Source organism: Microbacterium imperiale (assembly GCF_017876655.1).
GTDB lineage: Bacteria > Actinomycetota > Actinomycetes > Actinomycetales > Microbacteriaceae > Microbacterium > Microbacterium imperiale.
This window is the reverse complement of record NZ_JAGIOK010000001.1, coordinates 2,245,891-2,267,591: the sequence shown is the minus strand read 5'-3', so window position 1 is coordinate 2,267,591 and position 21,701 is coordinate 2,245,891. Positions and strand designations below refer to the sequence as shown.

Here is a 21,701-nt window from a genome sequence, read left to right as displayed (position 1 = left end):
TCGGGTGGCGGGGCGTCTCAGTCACTCCACAGCGCGGGATGCGGCTCGAAGCCGAACGCGCGATCGAGGATGTCGTCGGCGAGATCGGCACGCGACGCCGGCGACCAGCGCGGCGCGCCGTCCTTGTCGACGAGGCGCGCGCGGATGCCCTCCAGCAGATCGGGCTGCGTCTGGGCGAACCACAGGACGAGGCCGTACTCCCGGGCCAGCACCGACCGCAGATCGGGACGCTGCCGCGCGGCACGGACCGAGGCGAGGGTGACGGCGAGCGCCGTCGGCGGAAGGGCGTCGAGCTCGGCGGCCGTCTCGCGGGCCCGCGGCTCGGGCCGTCGGCGCAGCCGTTCGACGATCCCGTCGACGGTGTCGGCTGCGAAGGCGTCGTCGATCCAGGGACGGTCCGCCTCGAGCTGTGACGGCCCCGCCGTCTCGTCGAACAGCAATACGAGCTCGGTGGCCGTCTGCGGGTCGGCACGACTGACGAGGGCCTCGCGCAGATCGTCGAGCCGGTCGGCGGGCACGAGATGATCGGCGAAACCGGCGTAGATGGCGTCGGCAGCATCCATCGTGCCCCCGGTCAGGGCGAGGTACTCCCCGAGCCGTCCCGGGGCGCGAGCGAGCAACAGGCTGCCGCCGACGTCGGGGGTGAAGCCGATGCGCGTCTCGGGCATCGCCAACCGCGAGCGCTCCGTCACCACGCGCACCGCCGCGTGCCCCGCGAGACCGATACCGCCGCCCATCGTCACCCCGTCGGCGACGGCGATCACCGGCTTGGGGTACGAGCTGATGCGCGCGTTCAGCGCGTACTCGGCGCGGAAGAAGCGCGCCGCCGCCGCGACGTCGCCACCGGCGATCTGGTCGTGCAGCCCGCGTACGTCGCCGCCCGCGCAGAAGCCGCGCTCACCGGCGCCGTCGAGCAGCACCGCGTCGACACCGGGGTCGCGCTCCCACGCGTCGAGCGCCGCCGCCAGGTCGTGGATCATCCCGAGGTCGAGCGCGTTGATCGCGCGCGGCCGGTCGAGGGTCAGGTGTCCGAGCGCGCGATCGACGCGGATTCGGACGTGCGAAACGGATGCAGCGGCGTCGGTCACCCTCGCCACGCTACCCGCGCCGCACGCTCCGCGCGGGCTGCCGCAACCGGCAGCCCACAGGCGGGAGTTCGCGTGCGGCGCTCCGCCTCGGGCAGGATGGTCGCAACACCATCCGGCGAAAGGGGGCGCGATGTCGAGCGGACAGGTTCTGGAATTCTCCGAGGTGACGAAGCGTTTCGGCCCCGTCGCCGCGGTCGACGGGCTGACGGCGCGCGTCGAGCCGGGCACCGTGACCGGGTTCCTCGGCCCGAACGGCGCCGGCAAGACGACGACGCTGCGCATCCTGCTGGGCCTCGTCTCGGCGACATCCGGGTCGGCGACCATCGGCGGCCAGCGCTACCGCGAGCTCAAGCACCCCCTCCAGACCGTCGGCGCCGTCCTGGAGGCGTCGAGCTTCCACCCCGGGCGCTCGGCGGCCGCGCACCTGCGCGTGTACGCCCGCGCCGCCGGCATCCCGGTCACTCGCGTCGACGACGCGCTCGGGACGGTCGGGCTCGCCGACGTCGCGGGCCGTCGCGTCGGCGGCTTCTCGCTCGGCATGCGCCAGCGCTTGGGGCTGGCGTATGCGCTGCTCGGCGACCCCGGTGTGCTCGTGCTCGACGAGCCGACGAACGGCCTCGATCCCGAAGGCATCCGCTGGATCCGCCGGTTCCTGCGCGACCTCGCCGCTGAGGGTCGCACCGTGCTCGTGTCGTCGCACCTGCTGGCCGAGGTCCAGCAGTCGGTCGACGCCCTCATGATCATCACGCGCGGGCGCCTCGTCTATCAGGGCGGCATCGACAGCGTCGTGCCCCAGGACGAGATCGCGACCGTCGTCGACGCCGACGATCGCGACGCGCTGCGCGCCGCCCTGAGCGCCGCCGGCTTCGAAAGCGACGAACGGCGCACCGGCCTGGCCGTCCGCGGCGCCGACGCGCCCACGGTCGGCCGCATCGCGGCAGCGGCGGGCATCGCACTGACGTCGTTGCAGCGGAAGGGACCGGCGTTCGAAGAGGTCTTCCTCGAACTGGTCAGCGGGACGCGCGTGCACCCGTCGGCCGCGGGCGAGGCACCGCCTGCGGCGGACGAGGAGGCGGGCCGATGAACCTTCTGAACGCGACCCGTTCGGAACTGACGAAGCAGTTCTCGACGTCCGTGTGGTGGATCCTGCTGATCGTCCTCGTGCTCTACATCGGCAGCACCGCGGGCGGCATGGCCGCCGTCATCGCCGCCGGCGAGACGGGTTCGCTCGGCGGCGCGACGACGATGCCGACCGGACTCGGCGAGCGGATCCCGCGACTGATCTACGGGCTCGCGACCGCCATGGGCTACGTCTTCCCGCTCATCGTCGGCACGCTGCTGGTGACGGGCGAGTATCGCCACAAGACCCTCACCCCGACCTTCCTCGCCACGCCCCGGCGCGGCGTCGCCCTGTCGGCCAAGATGCTCGCCGGCATCGTCATGGGCCTCGTCTTCGCGGTCGCCGCCGTCGGCTCGACCGTCGTCGCCGGCGGCGGCGTCCTCGCCCTGTTCGGCATCGATCCGCAACTCGACAGCGCCGAGACCTGGGCCCTGCTGGGGCGCATGGTCCTCGCCCTCGTCCTGTGGGTGCTCGTCGGCATCGGGCTGGGAACGCTCATCCGCAACCAGATCGCCGCCGTGGTCGGCATCCTGGCCTTCACCCAGTTCGTCGAGCCGATCGCCCGCCTCGGAGCGGGACTCGTCGAGGGACTCGGGGATGTCGCGCGCTTCCTGCCCGGGGCGGCGTCCGATGCCCTCGCGGGCGACAGCATCTACGCGATCATGGGCGGCGGCGCCGACCAGCCGCTCGAATGGTGGGCGGGCGGCCTCGTGCTGGCCGGTTACGCGCTGCTGTTCGCGCTCCTCGGCTACGCCGCGTCGTGGCGACGCGACGTCGTCTGACGAGCCCGCGTCACGGCGCGACGAGATCGGCGACGTCGGCCGGCTCATCCTCGACGTCGAGCCGCAGCGCCTGCACGAGCGCCAGTCCGTGGCGCGTGGTCAGGACGAGGCGCTGGAACTCCGCGTCGCCGTCGAGGTCGACCACGACCGACGGGCGACGCCGGCGGACGAGGACGAAGTCGACGCCGCCGGCAGACTCGAACGACCCCGAGGCGATGACCCCGGGCACGAGCAGGCCGGGACGCGGGACGCCGCGCAGCCACGACCACGCGTCGTCGGTCAACTGGACCTTCGTGATGTGCTCGCGCGCCACCTGGACATTCCTCTTGCGGAATGCCGCGGCCCGTTCCGTCGCCGAGAGGACGACTTCGAGCTGCGCGGAGTCGAGCAGCAGGGTCACCATGACCTCAGTCTGCCAGGCGGCCCCTGCCGGTTTGCTCACAGACCGACAACGATCGCAGCACGGTCGCGCGGCTCCGGTCAGGCGGGTGCGCCGCCGGTCGGCGCGGGTTGCCGCGCGATCGCCTCGAGCAGCGAGGTCACGGTCGTCTCGCCGGCCACGACGTCGACGGTGAGCCCCAGTTTGCGGGCGTCGCGGGCCGTGCGCGGGCCGATCGCGGCGACGAGCGTGCTCGCGGGCAGATCGGGGAACTGCTCGCTGACCTGCTCGGCCACCGAACCGCTCGTCACGAGGACGGCGTTGATGCGACCGCTCGCGACGTCCGCGGCGATCCGCTCGGTGACCGGCACGCCCACGGTGCGGTAGGCGACGACGCTGCGCACCTCGTGGCCCGCCTCGACGAGCATCCGCGTCAGGACGGGCTTGGCGGTCTCGCTGCGCAGCGCGAGCACACGTGTGGGCGACGACTCGATCGCGATGATCTGCTCGGCCAGGCCGGCGGCGGAGTCGTCTTCGTCGGGCACGAGATCGACGCGGTACCCGACCGCGGTCAGCGCGGCCGCGGTCGTCTCGCCGACGGCGGCGACGCGCGTGTGCGCGGGGATCTCGGCGCGATAGGCGTAGAGCACGTCGACGGTCGTCGCGCTGGTCAGGGTGATCCAGTCGAACGCGCCTGCCGCGAGGTCGGCCAGCGCCGCGTCGAGCTCGGCGACCTCGGTCGTGGGCGCGAAGTTCACCAGCGGGGCGATGACCGGCGTCGCCCCGTGCGAACGCAGCAGAGCGGCGACCTGATCACCCCAGGGCCCGCCGCGAGGCACGAGCACCCGCCAGCCGCGCAGCGGCTTGTGCGGCTCTGCGTTTCGGGGCTCGGGGTCCATTTCGTGACTCTCATGAGGCGCCGCCGCCCCCGGAAGAGCGGCCGACGCACGATTCGGGCACCCGGATGGTGCAACCCGGGTACGCAACATCGGCAGCATCCGCTCCATTGCCGCTGCCTCGTTTTCCGAGCATACCCCCGCCGTGGCGGGGGCATGCTCGGGGCAGCGTATCGATCCGGTCTCGTCGCGTCAGCGACGGGGCCGGATCGGAGCGGATGCCGCGGGGTCAGCGGGCGATGAGGCGGGCGACGCCCCAGACGACGGCACCCACGGCGACAGCGACACCGACGGCTGCGGCGGCGGCACCGGTCGGGTTGCGGCGTGCGTAGGCACGCGCCTCGCGCGAGGCGCGGTCGGTCGCGATGACCGCGCGCTTGGGCAGGTTCGCCTTGTGCTCGATCGCGGCGAGCGCCGCCTTCAGCTCGGCCCGGGCCTTCTGGACCGGGTCGGCGATGCCGAGGGGCACGGCGGTGTCGGGCAGCTCAGAACTCATCGGCCACTTCCTTCACGATCTTGGCGTCGGTGGAGATCGCCTGCGCGGGATTCTGACGCGAGCTCAACCGCTTGAAGCGCATCAGCCCCAGCAGCGCGAACACGACCGCGACGACGAGGAGGATCCCGATCACGATGAGCGACGCGACCCACGCGGGCATCCACGACGACAGACCGATGATCGCGAAAGCGCCGATGGCCGGGATCGTCCAGAAGAGGAAGAACAGCGCTACGATGAACCAGACACCGCCGAGGCCGGCATCCTTCCCCGTCTTCTTCGCCCAGGTCTTGGCCGAATCGATCTCGGCGACGACGAGGTTGCGGACCAGTTCCGGGATGTCACCGATGAGGGTGAACAGGCTGTCGTCGGCGCGATCGCGGAATCCGCGAGGGGTGCTCATCTCAGCTGTCCGCCGCGGCGCTCGCGTCGGCGACCTTGCGCGCGTCGCGCTCGGCGGCCTTGCGCACATCGCTCACCGCGTTCTCGCCCTCGGCGACGGCCGCGTCGAGCTTCTCGCCCGCCGAACCCTTCTTGCCGGCGGCCTGAGCCACCTTCTTCGCGCTGTCCCACACGACGCTCGGCACCGAGAGCGCGGCGGACTTGCCGAGCTCGGTGACCTTGCCGACCTGCTTCTGAACCGGCTCGAGCTCCCAGACGTCCTGGGCCTTCGCCTTGATCTGCTCGTAGCGCTCACGCCCGGCGCGCGCGCCGAGCACGTAACCCGCGGCGAGTCCGACGGCGATGCCAATCTTGCCCTTCATGGGGTCTCCTCACGTTCGACGTTGCTGCGTTGTCTCAGGCTATCGCCGTATGCCGCGCGGGGTATCCACTCCCGAAACGGTCGGCGGGGGGCTATCATGCCGGATCCGTTCCGCGCCACAGGGCCGCGTGCCGGGCGGCATCCGCCTCGGTGACGGCGTCGGCGGCGACGCGTTCCAGGCTGTTGCCCGATAGCCAGCCGCCCACGAGCGCCAGTCCTGGCACGGTGCGCACCCGAGCCCGGATGGCCTCGACGGCGGCCTCGTGACCGAGCAGCGACCCCGGCGCCGCGCGGCGGTACGACACGCGCGCGGCGGCGCGGACGGCTCCGGCCGGGATCGGCACGCCGCACAGCTCGGATGCCGCGGCGCGAGCCGCCGCGATGACGTCGGCATCGGGTGCGTCGGCGTGCGGCAGCGTCACGCGCAGGATGTGCTCGTCCGCCGCGAGCCCATCCGCGATCCCGGGCCACGTGCGCGAGACCGGGCGCACCGCGACCGGTTGGGGTCCCGCGCCGATGACGAGCGATCCCCGGTCCGGCAGCGCGACGCCCGCGATGCGCAGCATCACCACGTCGAGCGGCGCCGGCTGCGGCTGCGCGTTCGGGGGCAGCTCGACGTGCGGCGCCAGCAGTCCGCGCGCGGTGTCTTCATCCACGGCGACGATCAGCAGGTCGGCGGGCACCGGCTCGTCGGAGTCGAGCGGATGCACGGCCCATTCGGCGCCGTCGCGCTCGATCGCGCCGACGGCGGCGTCCGTGCGGATGACGACGTCGAAATCACGCAGACGCGCCTCCAGCCCGTCGATCAGACGGAACAGTCCGCCCCGCGGCGCTCGGCGCTGCGCAGACCTGGGGCGCACGGTCTGGGCGACGGCACCGCTGAGCGAGCCGGTGCGGGTGAGCGCGGGGTTCAATGACGGGGCGGCGACGTCGACGTCGATGTGCTCGGGAGCGACGCCGTGCACCGCCAGCATGTACGGCGCGACGAGTCGGTCGCGCACCCGCTGGCCCATCCGCGACGACACGAGCTCGCCGAGGCTCCGCCGGCGCCCCACCGTCATCGGCGGGCGCAGGCGGTCGACGTAGGCCCGCCATGCGCCGCGCGTCTCGATGTGCCGCCGGACGTCTGCGGCCCACGGGTTGGCGGGGATGCCGAGCACCGTCTCGGCGGGAGCCGGTGCCGCCCCGTCGGGGCCCGCCGCGAGCCACAGTTCGTCGTCACGAGCGGCCTCGAGCTGGTCGGCGAGTCCGACCTCCTCGACCAGCCCCGCGAGGGTGGGGGCCGAGGCGGGGATGCCGTCGGCCGCGGCATCCACCGTCACGTCGCCCAGCGTCACGCGGTCGAGCGATCCGCCGAGGTGAGGCGCCGCCTCAAAGAGTGTGACGCGCAGGCCGAGCCGCGCGCATTCCAGCGCCGCGACGATGCCCGCCATTCCGCCGCCGACGACGACGACCCGGGTGTCGTGGGCGTGCCTCACGAGATCGCTCATGCCCCCATCCTGCCGCGTCGCCGATGAGAACATGGAGAGCATGAGCCTGCACATCACCGACGACGCCGCCGCCGACCAGCTGCTGACCGAGAACCCGCTCGCGCTGCTGATCGGGATGCTGCTGGACCAGCAGATCGCGATGGAGACGGCGTTCTCGGGCCCCCTGAAGATCCGGGAGCGCACCGGATCGGTCGAGGCGGCGGCGATCGCGGGGTATGACCCCGAGGGCTTCATCGAGGTGTTCCGCCAGACGCCCGCGGTGCACCGCTTCCCCGGCTCGATGGCCGGGCGCGTGCAGACGCTGTGTCAGACGATCGTCGACGAATGGGGCGGTGACGCCGCGGCGATCTGGACATCCGGTGACCCCGACGGCCCGACCGTCCTGAAGCGGCTCAAGGCTCTGCCCGGCTTCGGCGAGCAGAAGGCCAGAATCTTCCTGGCGCTGCTGGGCAAGCAGTACGGCTTCACCGGCGCGGGCTGGCGGGAGGCCGCCGGCGCGTACGGCGAGGAGGGCTCGTTCCGGTCGGTCGCCGACATCGTCTCGCCCGAGTCGCTGACGAAGGTGCGCGAGCACAAGCGCGCCGCCAAGGCGGCGGCGAAGGGCGCGGCATCGTCCTGAGCGGCGCCCCGCGCCCTGCTGTTCGCGGCGGTTTTCGAAAAGACTGGCGGAACATCGCGAATATGTTTGAGTAGTCGACATTCCGTTCCCCCGGTCTGCGCAAAGGAGCGCTTCCACCATGCGAACTCGTCGACCCCGTTTCCTGGCCGCCGCTGCGACCGCGGCCCTCGCCGCACCACTGCTCGCAGCGACGGGAGCCGCCGCGGCCCCGACGGCTGCCACCACCGTCGTCGCCCACGACTTCTCGACGGCGTCCCTCGGTGATGCCCTGACGCAGAGCGGCGGCGACGGCTCGACGCTCGACTACGCCGACGGAGCCCTCGTCGTGCAGGACCGCGACGCCGACTACGTCGGCATCCAGACCGCGCCGGGCATCCTCGAGCCCGAGACGACCTACACCGTCAGCGCCCGGGTCCGGCTCGCCGCGGGCACGCCCGACACGCAGGCGCGCTGGGTCGGGGTCCCGGGATACACCTGGATCGGCGACACCACGATCTCGGCCGACGAATGGACGATCGTCACCGGCACGTGGACGTCGCCGGCGACGACCGACACCGTCCGGCTCTACCTCGGCACCGCCGACATCCCCGGAGCCGACGCGTACACCTACCTCGTGGACGATGTCACCGTCACCGCGGCGGACGGCGACCCGGGCACCGATCCCGGCACGGGACCGCAGGCACCCGGCACCGTTCTCATCGACAGCACCTTCGACGACGGCGCTCTCGGCGCCTGGCAGCCGCGGGTCGGCTCGGGCGGAGCCGGTCCGACCGTCGAGGTCGTGACGGGCGGAGCCGACGAGTCCTCGCACGCGGCCCTCGTGAGCGAGCGTACGCACGAAGGCGACGGCATCCTCCTCGACGTCACCGACACCCTGCTCGCGGGCCAGACCTACGCGTTCTCCGCCGCGCTGCGGTTCGCGCCGGGAGCCGACCGCGGCCAGGGCCTCACCGTCTCGATGCGCACCGACGACGGCGGAGCGGTGTCGTACACGAACCTGCTGCAGGCCGAGAGCGTGTCGGCGAGCGGTTGGACGACGGTCGCCGGCGACATCACCATCCCCGGGTACGACGCCGCGGCCGAGCTGTACATCGAGGCGCGGTACAACTCCGGCAACACCTCACCGTTCCTCGTCGACCAGGTCAGGATCGCGGTGCCCGAGGCGGGCGAAGGCGACCTCGACCTCACCCCGCTGAAGGACACCACGGAGTTTCCGGTCGGTGTCGCCATCGACGAGCGTGAGACCGGCGGGGCGGCATCCGATCTGCTGCGCCACCACTTCGATCAGATCACCCCCGAGAACCACATGAAGGTCGAGGCCTGGTACGACGACCAGCGACGCTTCCAGCGCCACCCGCAGGCCACCGCGCTGCTCGACTACGCCAGCGCGAACGACCTGCGACTGTACGGACACGTGCTGCTGTGGCACTCGCAGACCCCGGCGTGGTTCTTCCAGGACGCCTCGGGCCGCGAGCTCACCGACTCCGAGGCCGACAAGCAGCTGCTGCGCGACCGGCTCGCGACCCACATCGACGACGTCGCCCGGTCGATCGCCGACGACTACGGCCTCTTCGGGTCCGAGACGAACCCGCTGGTGGCATGGGACGTCGTCAACGAAGTCATCTCCGACCAGGCGACGCCGGACGGGCTGCGGACCAGCCGGTGGCACGACATCCTCGGCGAGGAGTTCATCCACCTCGCCTTCCGCTTGGCCGACCAGGCGTTCAACGAGGACTACGCCGCTCCCGGCACCGACCGGCCGGTGGCGCTGTTCATCAACGACTACAACACCGAGCAGGACGCCAAGGGCACGCAGTACGCCGCGCTGGTCGATCGGATGCTGGCCGCCGGCACGCCCCTCGACGGTGTGGGTCACCAATTCCACGTTTCGGTCAACACCCCGGTGCCCGCCCTCGCGAGCACGCTCGAGCGGTTCGCCGGTCGCGGGCTCATGCAGGCGGTGACCGAGCTCGACGTCACGGTCAACCCGGCCACGGCGGCGAACCTCGCACGTCAGGGGTACTACTACCGCGACGCCTTCGAGGTGTTCCGCGACTACCACGCCGCGGCGCCGGCATCCGAGAGCCTCTTCGCGGTGACCGTGTGGGGCCTGACCGACACCCGCTCGTGGCGGGCGGAGCAGGCGCCGCTCCTGTTCGCGGGCGACCTGAGCGCCAAGGCGGCGTTCTTCGGCGCGATCGGCGACGACGAGGGGCTTCCGCCGCTCGTGACCACAGCCGACGTGTTCCGCGGCGACGTCGCCCTCGACGGAGCGATCGCCGACGTCCCCGAGTGGCGGAACCTGCCCGAGCACCCGCTCACCCGTGACGCGGGCGGCTTCCAGGCGCGGTGGAGCGACGAGCACCTGACGGCGCTGATCCGCTCGAGCGCGCGCCCCGAACGGATCGAGTTCACCTATCGCGGCGAGGAGGTCGCCTTCGGCGGTGACGGCCCGCTGACGGGGCGCACGGTCGAAGCCGACGGCGAGTTCTTCACCGTCGTCCAGCTGCCCCACACCGCCCCGGCCGTGGGCGACACCGCGGCCTTCGACGTCCGCGTCTTCGCCGCGGACGGGCTCGCCGGCGCGTGGAACTCGGCGGGATCGACGGGCCAGCTGACCTTCTACGAGGAGCTGTCGTACCTCGAGATCCCCCGCGGCGACGAGATCACCGTCGACGGAGTCGTGGATGCCGCCTGGGCCTCGGCCCCGGTGATCGAGACCGCGAAGCGGGTCGAGGGCGATGCCGCCGGCGCCACCGCGACGGTTCGCACCCTCTGGCGCGACAACGTCCTCTACACGCTGTTCGAGGTCGAGGATCCCGACATCGACACGACGAACAGCGACCCCTGGAACCGCGACGGGGTCGAGATCTTCCTCGACCTCGGCAACACCAAGAGCGGGGCGTACGGTCCGAACGACACGCAGATCCGCATCACGGTCGACGGCGACGTCACCTTCGGCACCGGGAACGAGGCCGCGCAGCGGTCGCGACTGCTCGCGAGCGCGACCTCGCGCACCGAGGGCGGCTACATCGTCGAGGCGGCGATCGACCTCGTCGGGCAGTCCGGCGGGCAGAGCGACGTGCCCCTGGGCGGTGCCGGAACGTTCCAGGGCTTCGACGCGCAGGTCAACGACGCCCGCGGCGGCTCCCGCTTCGCCGTGCACACGTGGGCCGAGCCGACGGGAACGGGCTACCAGAGCACGTCGCGGTGGGGCGTCGTGCACCTCGTCGACGCGGTGACCGCGCCGGGCGAGCCCGGCGAACCGACCGAACCCGGCGAACCGACCGAACCGGGTACACCGGGCGAGCCGGTGGATGGCGGCGCGTGGGCGACCGTCGACGTCGGTGACGGCCGTGTCGCGCAGGGCGGATCGCTGCCGGTGCGGGTCTCGGGCCTCGAGCCGCAGCAGCGGATCGGCGCCACGCTCTACAGCGACCCGATCGTCGTCAGCGGCATCCCCGCGGCCGATGCTTCCGGCGAGGTGCGCTTCTCCGTCGCCGTTCCCCGCGACCTCGCGACCGGCGAGCACACGCTCGTGGTCACGTCATCCGGGTACGACGACATCCGCGTGGCGGTGACCGTGGTCAGCGGCGGCGGCAGCGCGAGCAGCAGCCTCAGCACGACCGGCGGCGAACTGCCGTGGGGTGCGGCGCTCGCGGCCGCGGTGCTGCTGACCGCGGGCGGCCTGTTCCTGGCGCTGCGCCGCCGCCCGCGGGCCTGAGCCCGCGGCGCCTGAACCCCTGGGCCTGAGCCTCGGGGGTCAGGCGCCGCGCAGGCGCTCGGCGAGGTAGCCCTCGAGAGCGTCGAGGCCGATGCGCTCCTGCGCCATCGTGTCGCGGTCGCGCACGGTGACGGCACGGTCGTCGAGCGAGTCGAAGTCGACCGTGACGCAGAAGGGCGTGCCGACCTCGTCCTGGCGGCGGTAGCGGCGCCCGATCGCACCGGCGTCGTCGAAGTCGACGTTCCAGCCGCGGCCGCGCAGGGTGTCGGCGACCTCGCGGGCCAGCGGCGACAGGCGCTCGTTGCGGCTGAGCGGCAGCACCGCGGCCTTGACGGGAGCCAGGCGCGGGTCCAGGCGCAGCACCGTGCGGGTGTCGACGCCGCCCTTCGCGTTGGGCACCTCTTCTTCGTCGTACGCGTCGACGAGGAACGCCATCATGGCGCGCGTCAGGCCGAACGAGGGCTCGATGACGTACGGGATGTACTTCTCACCGGATGCCTGGTCGAAGTACGTCAGCGACTGGCCCGAGGCCTCGGTGTGGCTGCCGAGGTCGTAGTCGGTGCGGTTGGCGACGCCCATGAGCTCGCCCCACTCCTTGCCGGGGAAGCCGAAGCGGTACTCGACGTCGATCGTGCCGGCGGAGTAGTGGGCGCGGTCGTCCTCGGGAACGTCGAAGCGCCGCATGTTGTCGGCCTTCACGCCGAGGTCGATGAACCAGTTCCAGCAGGCCTCGACCCAGTGCTCGAACCACTCCTGGGCCTCGGCGGGCGGCGTGAAGAACTCGATCTCCATCTGCTCGAACTCGCGTGTGCGGAAGATGAAGTTGCCCGGCGTGATCTCGTTGCGGAACGCCTTGCCGACCTGACCGATACCGAACGGCGGCTTCTTGCGGCTCGCTGTCAGCACGTTCGAGAAGTTCACGAAGATGCCCTGGGCCGTCTCGGGGCGCAGGAAGTGCAGGCCCGACTCGTCGTCGACGACGCCGAGGTAGGTCTTCACGAGACCCGAGAACGACTTGGGCTCGGTGTACTGACCCTTCGTGCCGCAGTTCGGGCACGGGACGTCGGCAAGACCGTTCTCGGCCGCGCGGCCCTTGCGCGCTTCGAAGTCCTCGATGAGCGTGTCTTCGCGGAAGCGCTTGTGGCACTGCAGGCACTCGACCAGCGGGTCGGTGAAGGTCGCGACGTGACCCGACGCCTCCCACACGCGCTTGGGCAGGATGATCGACGAGTCGAGGCCCACCATGTCGCCGCGTCCGCGCACGAACGTCTGCCACCACTGGCGCCGGATGTTCTCCTTGAGCTCGGTACCCAGGGGGCCGTAGTCCCACGCGGAGCGTGAACCGCCGTAGATCTCCCCCGCCTGGAAGACGAACCCGCGGTGACGGGCGAGGGCGATGACTTTGTCGAGGCGGGACTGCTCGGCCACAGGTGGCTCCAAATGGTCGTTTTCGGGATGCGCCGATCGGCGCGGACGCCGCAGGCGACGGCATCCCCGATTCTAGTCGCGCCGCGCATGCCCGCCCCGATACGGTCGAAGGACACATCGTTACGCACGGGAAAGGTCAGCATGGAAGCTCTCTTCGCCGGAGGCGCGCTCGTGATCGGCGGCATCGCCGTGATCGCCGTCATCATCCTTTTGATCTTCCTGCTGATCATGGTGCGGGCCTGGTACAAGGTCGCCAAGGCAGACCAGGCGCTCGTCGTCGTCGGACGCAACCAGAAGAACGCGGCGGGAGACTCCTCGCGCATCTCGGTGATCACCGGCGGCGGCGCCCTCGTGAACCCGCTGACGCAGCGCGCCGAGATGATCTCGCTGCGTGCACGCCAGATCAAGATGGAGCCCACGGCGCAGGCATCCAACGGCGTCACCGTGATGGTGGCCGGCGTGGCCCTGGTGAAGATCGGGTCCGACCCCGAATTCGTGCGGCGCGCGGCCGAGCGCTTCCTCTCGCAGGACGGCGCGATCGAGCAGTTCACGACCGAGCAGCTCGAAGGTGCGCTCCGCGGTGTCGTGGCGACCCTGACCGTCGAGCAGCTCATGAAGGACCGGCAGAAGCTGTCGGACCAGATCGCCGAGGGCATCAAGAGCGACCTGCTGGCGCAGGGCCTCATCCTCGACTCGTTCCAGATCCAGGGCATCACCGACAAGAACGGCTACATCGACGCCCTCGGTGCGACCGAGGTCGAGCGCGTGCGCCGCGAGGCCGAGGTCGCCCGCATCAACGCCGCCCGTGAGGTCAAGGCGCGCCAGCTGGCCACCGACGAGGCCAACCTCATCGAGCAGACCGCGTACGACAAGAACTCCGCCGCCGCCTCGGCCGAGGTCGGACGCGCCCGCGCCGAAGCCGAGCAGGCCGAGGCCCTCGCCCGCGCCCAGCGCGAGCAGGACGTCCTGCTGCAGGCCGCCGAGAACCGGCAGGCCCAGCTCGACGCCGACATCAAGAAGGTCGCCGACGCCTCGCTGTACGAGCGGCAGCGCAAGGCAGACGCCGACGCCTACGCCGAGGTCAAGGCCGCCGAGGCCCGCGCCCAGATCGCCGCGCAGGAGGCCGAGGCCACCCGGCTGCGCGCGCAGGCCGAGGCCGACGCCGTGCGCCTGGCCGGTGAGGCCCGCGCCGAGGCGATCGAGGCCGAGGCGGCCGCCATCGCCCAGAACCAGGAGGCGCTCCTCGCCCAGCGCGCCATCGAAGCGCTCGTGCCGCTCATGACCGAGTTCGCCCGCGGCTTCGACAAGGTCGGCTCGATCACGGTGCTCGGCGGCGACGGCGCATCGAGCCACATCGCCTCCGAGAGCGCGTCGAGCATGCGCGCGACCTTCGACGCCGTGCAGGCCACGACCGGCATCGACCTGCGCCAGATCATCCAGGGCCAGGCCACCGGCCGCGGCGTGGCTCAGGGCCTGCGCGAGGACGACGCGGCGGCGGCGCCGGCCGCGGCAGCGGAGTGACCCCGCGCTAACTCCTCACGAACGACGACGCCCCGTCCCACGTACCGCGTGCTGACGGGGCGTCGCCGTTTCCGGGTGCTCAGATCTGAGGAGTTACGACGCGGCGCCCCGCTCGCCCTCACCGTCCCGACCGGGATTGTCAACCGGGTGCGCGGCGCGCGGCGCGGTTCGTAGCGTCGAGCCATGACGTTCACTCCCCGCCGTGCCATCGTGACCGCCTCCGACTCGGGGATCGGCCGCGCCACCGCCCTTGCGCTCGCCGACGCCGGCATGGATGTCGGTGTCACCTGGCATTCCGATGAGGACGGCGCCAACGAGACGGCCGAGGGCGTTCGCGCCCGGGGCCGCAAGGCTATCGTCGCGCAGTTCGACGCAACCGAGTTCGAGAAGATCCCCGGGGTCATCGAGCACCTCGCCGCCGAGCTCGGCGGCCTCGACGTCTTCGTCAACAACGCCGGCGGCGGCACGGGCGGGCCGGTGCTCGACCTCGACCTCGACGGGTGGCGCACCGTCGTCGCCCTCAACCTCGACGGGGCCTTCGTCGGCATGAAGACCGCCGCCAAGCTCATGGCCGACGCGGGCGACGGCGGACGGATCATCGCCGTGACGAGCGTGCACGGCTCGCAGCCGCGGGTCGGATCGGCCGCCTACGTCGCCTCGAAGCACGGACTCGAGGGCCTCGTGAAGACGATGGCCCAGGAGCTCGGACCCCGCGACATCACCGTCAACTCGGTCGCCCCCGGCGAGATCGCGACGCCCATCAACGACATGGAGGGTGAGGACGCCGAGCAGACCCACCGCCCCGGCATCCCGATCCCCCGCCCGGGCAAGCCCGAGGAGATCGCGTCGGTCGTGGCGTTCCTGGCCTCACCGGCTTCGTCGTACGTCACCGGCGCCACGTGGGTCGTCGACGGCGGGATGCTGCAGATGGGGCCTCAGGCCGGGTCGCACCTCGAGTCCGACGCCTGGCGCGACGCCGGCTCCGAGTGACCGGTCAGGGGTTCACGAGCAGGTAGCCGCGCTCGTCGTCGAAGCCGCCGACGACGAGCCCGGCCGCCAGGTGCTCGAGGAACTGCGAGCGTACCCGGTCGCGCCAGGCGTCGGCCTCGGCCGGCGCCGACGCACGCAGCGCATGGATGTCGGCGGGCACCGCGATCGTCGCGACGACACGGTCGTCGGTGGGCTTCTGCTGCGGCGGCGCGGCCAGCGGCCACGTCACCATGAGCCGGTCGGTGACCGTGCCGCGGTTCAGGCCGTCGTCCATGAGGCCGTACTGGTCGACGAGGTAGTCGCTGATGCGGGCGCCGAGCACCTGCAGGTTGAAGTGCGCGTTGCGGGCGAACAGCGGGTCGAACGTCCAGGTGATCGTTCCGACGTCGCGGGCGAACGCCCACGCCCGCTGGTGCTGCTTGAGCACGCGGCCCAGACCCTGCTGCTGGTACTCCGGCAGCACGCCGGTGACGTGCGAGTGCATCGACCGGGCGCCCGGCGCGGAGAAGAACGCCACTGAGGCGCCGATGAGCCGGTCGCCGTCGTACAGCCCGACGACGTAGTTGCCGGCGTACGCGAGGGCGCGCATGAGGTTCGTAGGCACCGAGTCGCGGTCGCCACCCCACACCTCGCGCAGCACGGCGGCGCCGGCGAAGATGTCGGCGACGGTCTCGAGGGGGCGGATGTCGATCCCGGCGGGCACTTCGGCTTCGATCGGGGGAACGCTCTCGCTCATGAGCCCACCCTACGCCGCCGCCGTCGGCGGCATGGACGGCCCGCTGGCGGGACTCGGCGGCCCAGGCAGGCGTAGTCTCGCTAATCATGAGTCACGAGGACGCAGCCTCCACCGCATCCGTCGAACGCACCTCCGAGAAGGACACCCGCTTCTTCGGCCAACCCTGGGCCCTGACCCACATCTTCGGGGTCGAGCTCTGGGAGCGGTTCAGCTTCTACGGCATGCAGGGCATCCTGCTGATCTACATGTACTACACCGTGGCGGACGGTGGACTCGGCATCGATCGGGCGATCGCCACCGGCATCGTGGGCGCCTACGGCGGTTCCGTCTACCTCGCGACGGTGCTCGGCGCCTGGCTGGCCGATCGGCTCTACGGCTCGGAGCGCGTGCTGTTCTCCAGCGCGTTCGTCATCATGGCGGGCCACATCGCCCTGGCCCTGCTGCCCGGCTATGTCGGGCTCGGGGTGGGCCTCGTGCTCGTGGCGCTCGGCTCGGGCGGACTCAAGGCGACCGCGACCAGCGTCGTCGGCACCCTGTACGCCGCCGACGACGTCCGCCGCGACAGCGGCTTCTCGCTCTTCTACCTCGGCATCAACCTCGGCGGGTTCGCCGGCCCCCTGCTGACCGGTCTGCTGCAGACGACGCTCGGCTTCCACTGGGGCTTCGGGCTCGCCGCCGTGGGCATGGCCGCCGGTCTCGTGCAGTACTCGATCGGTCGCCGCCACCTGCCCGACAGCGCCCGACGCGTCCCGAACCCGCTGCCGAAGAACCGGATGCCGCTGGTGTGGATCATCGGCGGAGCGGGCGCGGCCCTCATCGCGGTGCTCGCGCTGACCGGGGTCATCCGCGCCGACAACCTCGCCGTCCTCGTCATCGCGGCCACCGTCGTGGCGGCGATCGCGTACTTCGTCGTCATCCTGCGCAGCTCCGCGATCACGGCCGAGGAGCGCAGCCGCGTCTGGGGCTTCGTGCCGCTGTTCCTGACCTCGGTGGCGTTCTGGTCGCTGTACCAGCAGCAGTTCACCGTCGTGACGATCTACTCCGCCGAGCGGCTCAACCGCAACCTGTTCGGGTGGGAGATGCCGGTGTCGTGGGTCCAGTCGATCAACCCGGTGTTCATCATCCTGCTCTCGGGCGTCTTCGCCGCCGCCTGGACCCGGCTGGGCCGGCGTCAGCCCTCCACGCCGGTGAAGTTCGCGATCGGGGCGATCGTGATGGGCGCGGCGTTCCTGCTGTTCCTGCCCTTCGCCGGCACGGGAGCGAACGGCACGCCGCTCGTGGCCGTCATCGGCATCCTGCTCGTGTTCACGATCGCCGAGCTGTTCCTCTCGCCTGTCGGGCTCTCGGCGGCGACGAAGCTCGCACCGGCGCGGTTCACGACGCAGATGGTCGCACTCTTCTTCCTCTCGGTCGCGCTGGGCACGGCCGTCGCCGGTCAAGCGGCGACCTTCTACGACCCCGCCGACGAGGCGCCCTACTTCACCGTCCTCGGCATCATCGCGATCGCGGTGGGCGTGAGTCTGGCGTTCTCGGCGAAACCGGTGCTCCGGCTCATGCGCGGGGTGCGCTGACACGGTCCTACGCGAGAGGATGGCTGCATGTCCTCATACGTCGAACGCCGCTCGAACCCCACCGCCTGGGCCGCCTTCTGGGTCGCGCTCCTCGGACTGATCCTCATGCCGATCCCGTTGTTCATCGGGCTCATCCTGGGCGGCGGGCTCTCGCTCGTGGCCGCCGTGCTCGTGGTCATCGCCCTGCTGAAGGGACTCGCCCGCAGCGGCAAGGGCATCGCGCCGGTGGTCTTCGCCGCGATCTTCGTGCTGCTGACGTGGGGCGGCATCTCGATCGGCGGCGGCACGATCTGGTGACGCGCGTGACCGGGATCCAGACGACCACCGCCGGCAGCCTGCCCCGGACGCCGGCGCTCATCGACGCGAACCGCGCCCGGACCTTCGCCGACGACGGCTTCACGCTGCAGTCGAGCCCGGAGTTCGATGAGCTCACGGCCGAAGCGGTCGCGGATGTCGTGGTTCGCCAGCGCGCCGCCGGCATCACGCAGGTCGGCGACGGCGAGTTCGGCAAGGCGATGTCGAACGCCGTCGACTACGGCGCCTGGTGGTCGTACTCGTTCCAGCGCGCCACCGGGCTGTCGCTGACCGAGGTCAACGCCTTCACCGAGCCGCCCGTCCGCTCCGAGCCCGGCCGCATCCGGCTGACGTCGTTCCTCGACCGCCGCGACCGGCAGCTCTTCCCCGCCGTCTACGCCGAGGCGGTCGACTCCGGCGCCACCGCCACCGCGTTCCCCACCACGACGGGACCGATCCGCTACCGCGGGCACGACGCCGTGGCATCCGACATCGCGAACCTGAAGGCGACGCTGCGCGAGGGCGAGCAGGGCTTCCTCACCGCGATCGCGCCGGGCTCGGCTTCGCGCGTGCGCAACGAGTACTACGGCTCGGACGAGGAGCACATCTTCGCGTGGGCCGACGCGCTGCGCGAGGAGTACAAGGCGATCACCGACGCCGGCCTCATCGTGCAGCTCGACGACCCCTCGCTCGCCGAGAACTTCGACCAGATCAACCCGGAGCCCTCGGTCGCCGACTACCAGGCATTCACGCGGCTGCGGGTCGAGGCAATCAACCACGCCATCGCCGGGCTGCCGAAGGAGCTCGTGCGCCTGCACCTGTGCTGGGGCTCGTGGCACGGACCGCACACGACCGACATCCCGCTCGCCGACATCCTGCCGGTCGTCCTCGAGGCGAACGTCGGGTCGATCTCGTTCGAGGCAGGCAACGTCCGCCACGAGCACGAGTCCGGCGTCTGGGCGGATGCCGCGGTGCCGAGCGACCTCGTCCTCGTGCCCGGTGTCGTCAGCCACGCCACCAATGTCGTCGAGCACCCCGAGCTCGTCGCGCAGCGCATCGAGCGCTTCGCCGCGATCGTCGGGCGCGACCGGGTCATCGCCTCGACCGACTGCGGGCTCGGCGGCCGCATCCATCCCGACATCGCGTGGGCGAAGCTCGCCGCCCTCGGCGAGGGCGCCCGCATCGCCGCCGCCCGCGCCTGACCCCGCCGCGCGATTCGGCTAGCGTGAAGGGTCGCACGACACCGCGAGAGGAAGCCATGACCGAGACACAGCCGCAGATCTTCGAGCCCGAGGGCCGCGCCATCCCCTATGTCGAGGATGCCGGCAGCGAGCCCGTCCTGGTGCTGATCCCCGGTTACAGCAACGTCGCCGCCCTCGGCACGCTCGCCCACGTCCTGGCGGAGGAGGACTTCCGCATCCTGCGGGTCGGCTACCGCACGGCGCAGACGGACGGCGTCACGCTGCGCGATCTGGCCCAGGATGTCGTCGACGTCATGGACCACGTCGGACTCGGCGACGCGTGGGTCGGCGGTCACGCCTTCGGCGGCGCCGTCGCGCGCACCGTGTCGATCGACCACACCGACCGCGTCGACGGCGTGCTGCTGCTCGGCGCCGAAGGCGAAGAGCCGCGCACCGACCTCGAGCCGCTGCAGGCGGCGGCTGCGGCATCCGCGTCGCCCGAGGAGTGGCGGGCGCTCGCACCGACCGTTCCGGTCATGCTCATCCAGGGCGGTGCCGACGAGGTGCTTCCCCCGGCCAACGGCGAGCGGCTGCAGGCTGCGGCGCCCGGCCTCGTGAGCCTGGTGACGCTCGACGGCGGCGGGCACCTCTTCCCGGCGACCCACGCCGGCGAGGCCGCGTTCGTCATCGAGGACTACCTCGACGTCGACTGACGCGCGTGCCGAACCCGGTGCCGCGACAGGGCAGAATCGAAGCATGACCGATTCGTCGACTGCGCTGCATCCCGCCCACGCCTGCCTGATCGTCCACGGTCAGGACAAGCCGGGGATCATCGCGGCCCTGTCGGCGATGGTCACCCGTGTCGGCGGCAACATCGTCGCCTTCGACCAGTACTCCGACGATCCCACGGGCGGCGCGTACTTCTGCCGCGTGGTGTTCCACCGGCCCAACTTCGCCGTCGATCGGCCCGCCATCGAGGCCGAGATCGCCGAGACCCTCGCGGACTTCGACCTGCAGTGGTCACTGACCGACCAGTCGGTGCCCAAGCGCATGGCGATCCTGTCGTCGAAGCAGGACCACTGCCTGCTCGATCTGCTGTGGCGCCACCGCCGGGGAGACCTGCCGGTGTCGGTGCCCATGGTCGTGTCGAACCACACCACCTCGGCCGAGGACGTCCGCTCGTTCAACGTGCCGTTCTTCCACGTGCCGTCGACGCCGGGGCCGGACAAGTCGGCGTCGGAGGCCGAGATCCTCAAGCTGCTCGTGGGCAATGTCGACTTCGTGGTGCTGGCCCGCTACATGCAAATCCTGTCGTCGGACTTCCTCGAGAAGCTCGGCGTTCCCGTGATCAACATCCACCACTCGTTCCTGCCGGCCTTCATCGGCGCCGAGCCGTACAAGAAGGCCAAGCAGCGCGGCGTCAAGCTCATCGGCGCGACGAGCCACTACGTCACTACCGATCTCGACGAGGGTCCCATCATCGAGCAGGACACCATCCGCGTCACCCACGCCGACACGGTGGCCGAGCTCGCCCGCCGTGGCGCGGACGTCGAGCGGCAGGTGCTCTCGCGCGCCGTCCTGTGGCACGCGGAGGACCGCGTCATCCGCCACGGCAACCACACGATCGTCTTCTGACCCCGCAGCGGTCCGGGCGATCGAGTCAGAAGACGTACTCCATGAGGTCGAGCCCGAGTGCGCGGAAGGCCTCGTGCGAACGCAGCCGGTGGCTCATCGACGGGTCGTCGAACTCCACGATCAGGGCGTAGGCGAGGCCGGCACGGGGGCCGGCGAGCACGCCCGCCTCGGCCCGGATGCCGTCGGCGCGGCCGGTCTTGTTCACGAAGAGCAGCTCGTGCTTGTCGTCGTCGTGCGCGAAGGGGTCGAGGCCCGTGACCGACCCGACGAGCGAGAGGTCGTGATTCAGGCTCAGCCATTCGCTGACCTGCGCGCTCACGCCGGGCGAGACGATGTCGGTGTTGACCAGCGCCGCGAACATCGACGCCAGCTCGCGGGCCGTGCCCAGCGCGTAGTGCGGCGCATCGTCAGGCCCGCGGTCGTCGCGGAACCGATCGAGCAGGGCCGTCCGCGGCATCCCCAGGGCGCCCAGTCGCGCCCGCACCGCATCGAGCCCGACACGGTCGAGCAGGGCGTTCGCCGCCAGGGCGTCGCCGGTCGCCGCGGCCAGCACCGCGAGGTCGCCGAGGGGCAGCGCGGGCGCGGCGAGGTGCCGCCAGACCCCGGCCACCGCGACGCCGGGCATCGCCGACCGCTCGACGATCTCGAGGGGGTCGAGCCCGCCGGCCTCGAAGCGCGCGGCCACCTCGATGAGCAGCGGGACGATGCCCAGCCCCGCCACCGGCAGCGTGATGAAGTCGTCACCGGCCAGCACGGGGGTGCCGCGGTCGAGGTCGCTCACGCGCACCGAGACACGCGCGCCCGACGCCGCGAGGGCGTCGAGGGCCTTCTCGGTCGCCGCGAAGCCGCGCCGCCGCGCCGCCGAGCGGCGGAGCGGCCGCGCGTCCGTGCGGCGCTCCGCCCGCGATCGGGCGGTCCCGGAGGACTCGGATCCGTCCACGCTCATCTCGTCGTCTCCGTCGGAGTCGGTTCCTGCGGTTGCGGTCGGGTG

Annotated in this window: 21 protein-coding genes; 11 read left to right on the top strand and 10 right to left on the bottom strand. The window is 71.6% G+C overall.

Annotated elements, in window-relative coordinates:
• Nucleotides 1-17 precede the first annotated feature (17 nt).
• Nucleotides 18-1,088, bottom strand: a complete 1,071-nt coding sequence (locus JOF37_RS11110) for an enoyl-CoA hydratase/isomerase family protein (protein ID WP_210006872.1) — start codon at nucleotides 1,086-1,088, stop codon at nucleotides 18-20.
• A gap of 130 nt (nucleotides 1,089-1,218) precedes the next feature.
• On the opposite strand from JOF37_RS11110, the gene JOF37_RS11105 reads away from it, so the two are divergent.
• Both JOF37_RS11105 and JOF37_RS11100 read left to right on the top strand, forming a co-directional pair.
• Nucleotides 1,219-2,172, top strand: a complete 954-nt coding sequence (locus tag JOF37_RS11105) for an ATP-binding cassette domain-containing protein (RefSeq protein WP_210006871.1) — start codon at nucleotides 1,219-1,221, stop codon at nucleotides 2,170-2,172.
• Entirely contained in the window at nucleotides 2,169-2,990 is an 822-nt protein-coding gene (locus tag JOF37_RS11100) for an ABC transporter permease (protein ID WP_210006870.1), read from the top strand. Before JOF37_RS11105 ends, JOF37_RS11100 begins: the two co-directional genes overlap by 4 nt.
• Nucleotides 2,991-3,000: 10 nt before the next feature.
• On the opposite strand, the gene JOF37_RS11095 is transcribed toward JOF37_RS11100, so the two are convergent.
• The 6 genes from JOF37_RS11095 to JOF37_RS11070 all read right to left on the bottom strand — a co-directional run bounded on the left by JOF37_RS11095 (nucleotide 3,001) and on the right by JOF37_RS11070 (nucleotide 7,011).
• Nucleotides 3,001-3,393: a hypothetical protein gene (locus JOF37_RS11095; RefSeq protein WP_210006869.1), complete on the bottom strand. Its 393-nt coding sequence runs from the start codon at nucleotides 3,391-3,393 to the stop codon at nucleotides 3,001-3,003.
• Nucleotides 3,394-3,470: 77 nt separating this feature from the next.
• Nucleotides 3,471-4,268, bottom strand: coding sequence for a uroporphyrinogen-III synthase (locus JOF37_RS11090; RefSeq protein WP_210006868.1), 798 nt, complete (start codon nucleotides 4,266-4,268; stop codon nucleotides 3,471-3,473).
• Nucleotides 4,269-4,494: 226 nt separating this feature from the next.
• A complete protein-coding gene (locus JOF37_RS11085) occupies nucleotides 4,495-4,761 on the bottom strand; it encodes a hypothetical protein (RefSeq protein ID WP_210006867.1) in 267 nt (88 codons plus the stop codon).
• Nucleotides 4,751-5,161 carry a phage holin family protein gene (locus JOF37_RS11080; RefSeq protein ID WP_210006866.1) on the bottom strand — a complete coding sequence of 137 codons (411 nt, stop codon included), beginning with the start codon at nucleotides 5,159-5,161 and terminating at the stop codon, nucleotides 4,751-4,753. The genes JOF37_RS11085 and JOF37_RS11080 overlap by 11 nt, the downstream gene beginning before the upstream one ends.
• A gap of 1 nt (nucleotide 5,162) precedes the next feature.
• Nucleotides 5,163-5,522 (bottom strand): hypothetical protein, encoded by a 360-nt coding sequence (locus tag JOF37_RS11075; protein ID WP_210006865.1) that lies wholly within the window; start codon nucleotides 5,520-5,522, stop codon nucleotides 5,163-5,165.
• 94 nt (nucleotides 5,523-5,616) lie between these two features.
• On the bottom strand, nucleotides 5,617-7,011 hold the full coding sequence (locus JOF37_RS11070) for a protoporphyrinogen/coproporphyrinogen oxidase (protein ID WP_210006864.1): 1,395 nt from the start codon (nucleotides 7,009-7,011) through the stop codon (nucleotides 5,617-5,619).
• A 40-nt stretch (nucleotides 7,012-7,051) separates the two neighbouring features.
• Between JOF37_RS11070 and JOF37_RS11065 the strand changes: the two genes are divergently transcribed.
• Both JOF37_RS11065 and JOF37_RS11060 read left to right on the top strand, forming a co-directional pair.
• Nucleotides 7,052-7,630 carry an HhH-GPD-type base excision DNA repair protein gene (locus tag JOF37_RS11065; protein WP_210006863.1) on the top strand — a complete coding sequence of 193 codons (579 nt, stop codon included), beginning with the start codon at nucleotides 7,052-7,054 and terminating at the stop codon, nucleotides 7,628-7,630.
• A 118-nt stretch (nucleotides 7,631-7,748) separates the two neighbouring features.
• Entirely contained in the window at nucleotides 7,749-11,354 is a 3,606-nt protein-coding gene (locus JOF37_RS11060) for an endo-1,4-beta-xylanase (protein ID WP_210006862.1), read from the top strand.
• Nucleotides 11,355-11,393: 39 nt separating this feature from the next.
• Here the strand turns inward: JOF37_RS11060 and JOF37_RS11055 are convergent, their stop codons facing one another.
• Nucleotides 11,394-12,782, bottom strand: a complete 1,389-nt coding sequence (locus tag JOF37_RS11055; RefSeq protein ID WP_210006861.1) for a glycine--tRNA ligase — start codon at nucleotides 12,780-12,782, stop codon at nucleotides 11,394-11,396.
• Between the two features lie 141 nt (nucleotides 12,783-12,923).
• Here JOF37_RS11055 and JOF37_RS11050 point away from each other — a divergent pair, with 141 nt between their 5' ends.
• Together JOF37_RS11050 and JOF37_RS11045 are read left to right on the top strand one after the other, a co-directional pair.
• Nucleotides 12,924-14,303 carry an SPFH domain-containing protein gene (locus tag JOF37_RS11050; protein ID WP_210006860.1) on the top strand — a complete coding sequence of 460 codons (1,380 nt, stop codon included), beginning with the start codon at nucleotides 12,924-12,926 and terminating at the stop codon, nucleotides 14,301-14,303.
• Between the two features lie 183 nt (nucleotides 14,304-14,486).
• Nucleotides 14,487-15,293, top strand: coding sequence for an SDR family oxidoreductase (locus JOF37_RS11045; RefSeq protein ID WP_210006859.1), 807 nt, complete (start codon nucleotides 14,487-14,489; stop codon nucleotides 15,291-15,293).
• 4 nt (nucleotides 15,294-15,297) lie between these two features.
• On the opposite strand, the gene JOF37_RS11040 is transcribed toward JOF37_RS11045, so the two are convergent.
• Complete coding sequence (locus JOF37_RS11040) at nucleotides 15,298-16,029, bottom strand: GNAT family N-acetyltransferase (protein ID WP_210006858.1); 732 nt, start codon at nucleotides 16,027-16,029, stop codon at nucleotides 15,298-15,300.
• Between the two features lie 86 nt (nucleotides 16,030-16,115).
• Between JOF37_RS11040 and JOF37_RS11035 the strand changes: the two genes are divergently transcribed.
• The 5 genes from JOF37_RS11035 to purU are packed head-to-tail and all read left to right on the top strand — an operon-like array spanning nucleotide 16,116 to nucleotide 20,710.
• On the top strand, nucleotides 16,116-17,600 hold the full coding sequence (locus JOF37_RS11035) for a peptide MFS transporter (RefSeq protein WP_210006857.1): 1,485 nt from the start codon (nucleotides 16,116-16,118) through the stop codon (nucleotides 17,598-17,600).
• A gap of 27 nt (nucleotides 17,601-17,627) precedes the next feature.
• Nucleotides 17,628-17,897: a hypothetical protein gene (locus tag JOF37_RS11030; protein WP_210006856.1), complete on the top strand. Its 270-nt coding sequence runs from the start codon at nucleotides 17,628-17,630 to the stop codon at nucleotides 17,895-17,897.
• 5 nt (nucleotides 17,898-17,902) lie between these two features.
• A complete protein-coding gene (locus JOF37_RS11025) occupies nucleotides 17,903-19,096 on the top strand; it encodes a cobalamin-independent methionine synthase II family protein (RefSeq protein WP_210006855.1) in 1,194 nt (397 codons plus the stop codon).
• 56 nt (nucleotides 19,097-19,152) lie between these two features.
• Complete coding sequence (locus tag JOF37_RS11020; protein ID WP_210006854.1) at nucleotides 19,153-19,788, top strand: alpha/beta fold hydrolase; 636 nt, start codon at nucleotides 19,153-19,155, stop codon at nucleotides 19,786-19,788.
• 43 nt (nucleotides 19,789-19,831) lie between these two features.
• Nucleotides 19,832-20,710 carry a formyltetrahydrofolate deformylase gene (purU, locus tag JOF37_RS11015; protein WP_210006853.1) on the top strand — a complete coding sequence of 293 codons (879 nt, stop codon included), beginning with the start codon at nucleotides 19,832-19,834 and terminating at the stop codon, nucleotides 20,708-20,710.
• Between the two features lie 25 nt (nucleotides 20,711-20,735).
• On the opposite strand, the gene JOF37_RS11010 is transcribed toward purU, so the two are convergent.
• Nucleotides 20,736-21,656, bottom strand: coding sequence for a serine hydrolase (locus JOF37_RS11010; protein ID WP_210006852.1), 921 nt, complete (start codon nucleotides 21,654-21,656; stop codon nucleotides 20,736-20,738).
• Between the last annotated feature and the right edge of the window lie 45 nt (nucleotides 21,657-21,701).

Excerpts from the sequence above, each read along its gene's own strand:
- JOF37_RS11105 (WP_210006871.1), top strand. The coding sequence starts at position 1,219 with ATGTCGAGCGGACAGGTTCTGGAATTCTCCGAGGTGACGAAGCGTTTC.
- JOF37_RS11100 (WP_210006870.1), top strand. The coding sequence starts at position 2,169 with ATGAACCTTCTGAACGCGACCCGTTCGGAACTGACGAAGCAGTTCTCG.
- JOF37_RS11095 (WP_210006869.1), bottom strand. The coding sequence starts at position 3,393 with ATGGTGACCCTGCTGCTCGACTCCGCGCAGCTCGAAGTCGTCCTCTCG.
- JOF37_RS11090 (WP_210006868.1), bottom strand. The coding sequence starts at position 4,268 with ATGGACCCCGAGCCCCGAAACGCAGAGCCGCACAAGCCGCTGCGCGGC.
- JOF37_RS11085 (WP_210006867.1), bottom strand. The coding sequence starts at position 4,761 with ATGAGTTCTGAGCTGCCCGACACCGCCGTGCCCCTCGGCATCGCCGAC.
- JOF37_RS11080 (WP_210006866.1), bottom strand. The coding sequence starts at position 5,161 with ATGAGCACCCCTCGCGGATTCCGCGATCGCGCCGACGACAGCCTGTTC.
- JOF37_RS11075 (WP_210006865.1), bottom strand. The coding sequence starts at position 5,522 with ATGAAGGGCAAGATTGGCATCGCCGTCGGACTCGCCGCGGGTTACGTG.
- JOF37_RS11070 (WP_210006864.1), bottom strand. The coding sequence starts at position 7,011 with ATGAGCGATCTCGTGAGGCACGCCCACGACACCCGGGTCGTCGTCGTC.
- JOF37_RS11065 (WP_210006863.1), top strand. The coding sequence starts at position 7,052 with ATGAGCCTGCACATCACCGACGACGCCGCCGCCGACCAGCTGCTGACC.
- JOF37_RS11060 (WP_210006862.1), top strand. The coding sequence starts at position 7,749 with ATGCGAACTCGTCGACCCCGTTTCCTGGCCGCCGCTGCGACCGCGGCC.
- JOF37_RS11050 (WP_210006860.1), top strand. The coding sequence starts at position 12,924 with ATGGAAGCTCTCTTCGCCGGAGGCGCGCTCGTGATCGGCGGCATCGCC.
- JOF37_RS11045 (WP_210006859.1), top strand. The coding sequence starts at position 14,487 with ATGACGTTCACTCCCCGCCGTGCCATCGTGACCGCCTCCGACTCGGGG.
- JOF37_RS11040 (WP_210006858.1), bottom strand. The coding sequence starts at position 16,029 with ATGAGCGAGAGCGTTCCCCCGATCGAAGCCGAAGTGCCCGCCGGGATC.
- JOF37_RS11035 (WP_210006857.1), top strand. The coding sequence starts at position 16,116 with ATGAGTCACGAGGACGCAGCCTCCACCGCATCCGTCGAACGCACCTCC.
- JOF37_RS11030 (WP_210006856.1), top strand. The coding sequence starts at position 17,628 with ATGTCCTCATACGTCGAACGCCGCTCGAACCCCACCGCCTGGGCCGCC.
- JOF37_RS11020 (WP_210006854.1), top strand. The coding sequence starts at position 19,153 with ATGACCGAGACACAGCCGCAGATCTTCGAGCCCGAGGGCCGCGCCATC.
- purU (WP_210006853.1), top strand. The coding sequence starts at position 19,832 with ATGACCGATTCGTCGACTGCGCTGCATCCCGCCCACGCCTGCCTGATC.
- JOF37_RS11010 (WP_210006852.1), bottom strand. The coding sequence starts at position 21,656 with ATGAGCGTGGACGGATCCGAGTCCTCCGGGACCGCCCGATCGCGGGCG.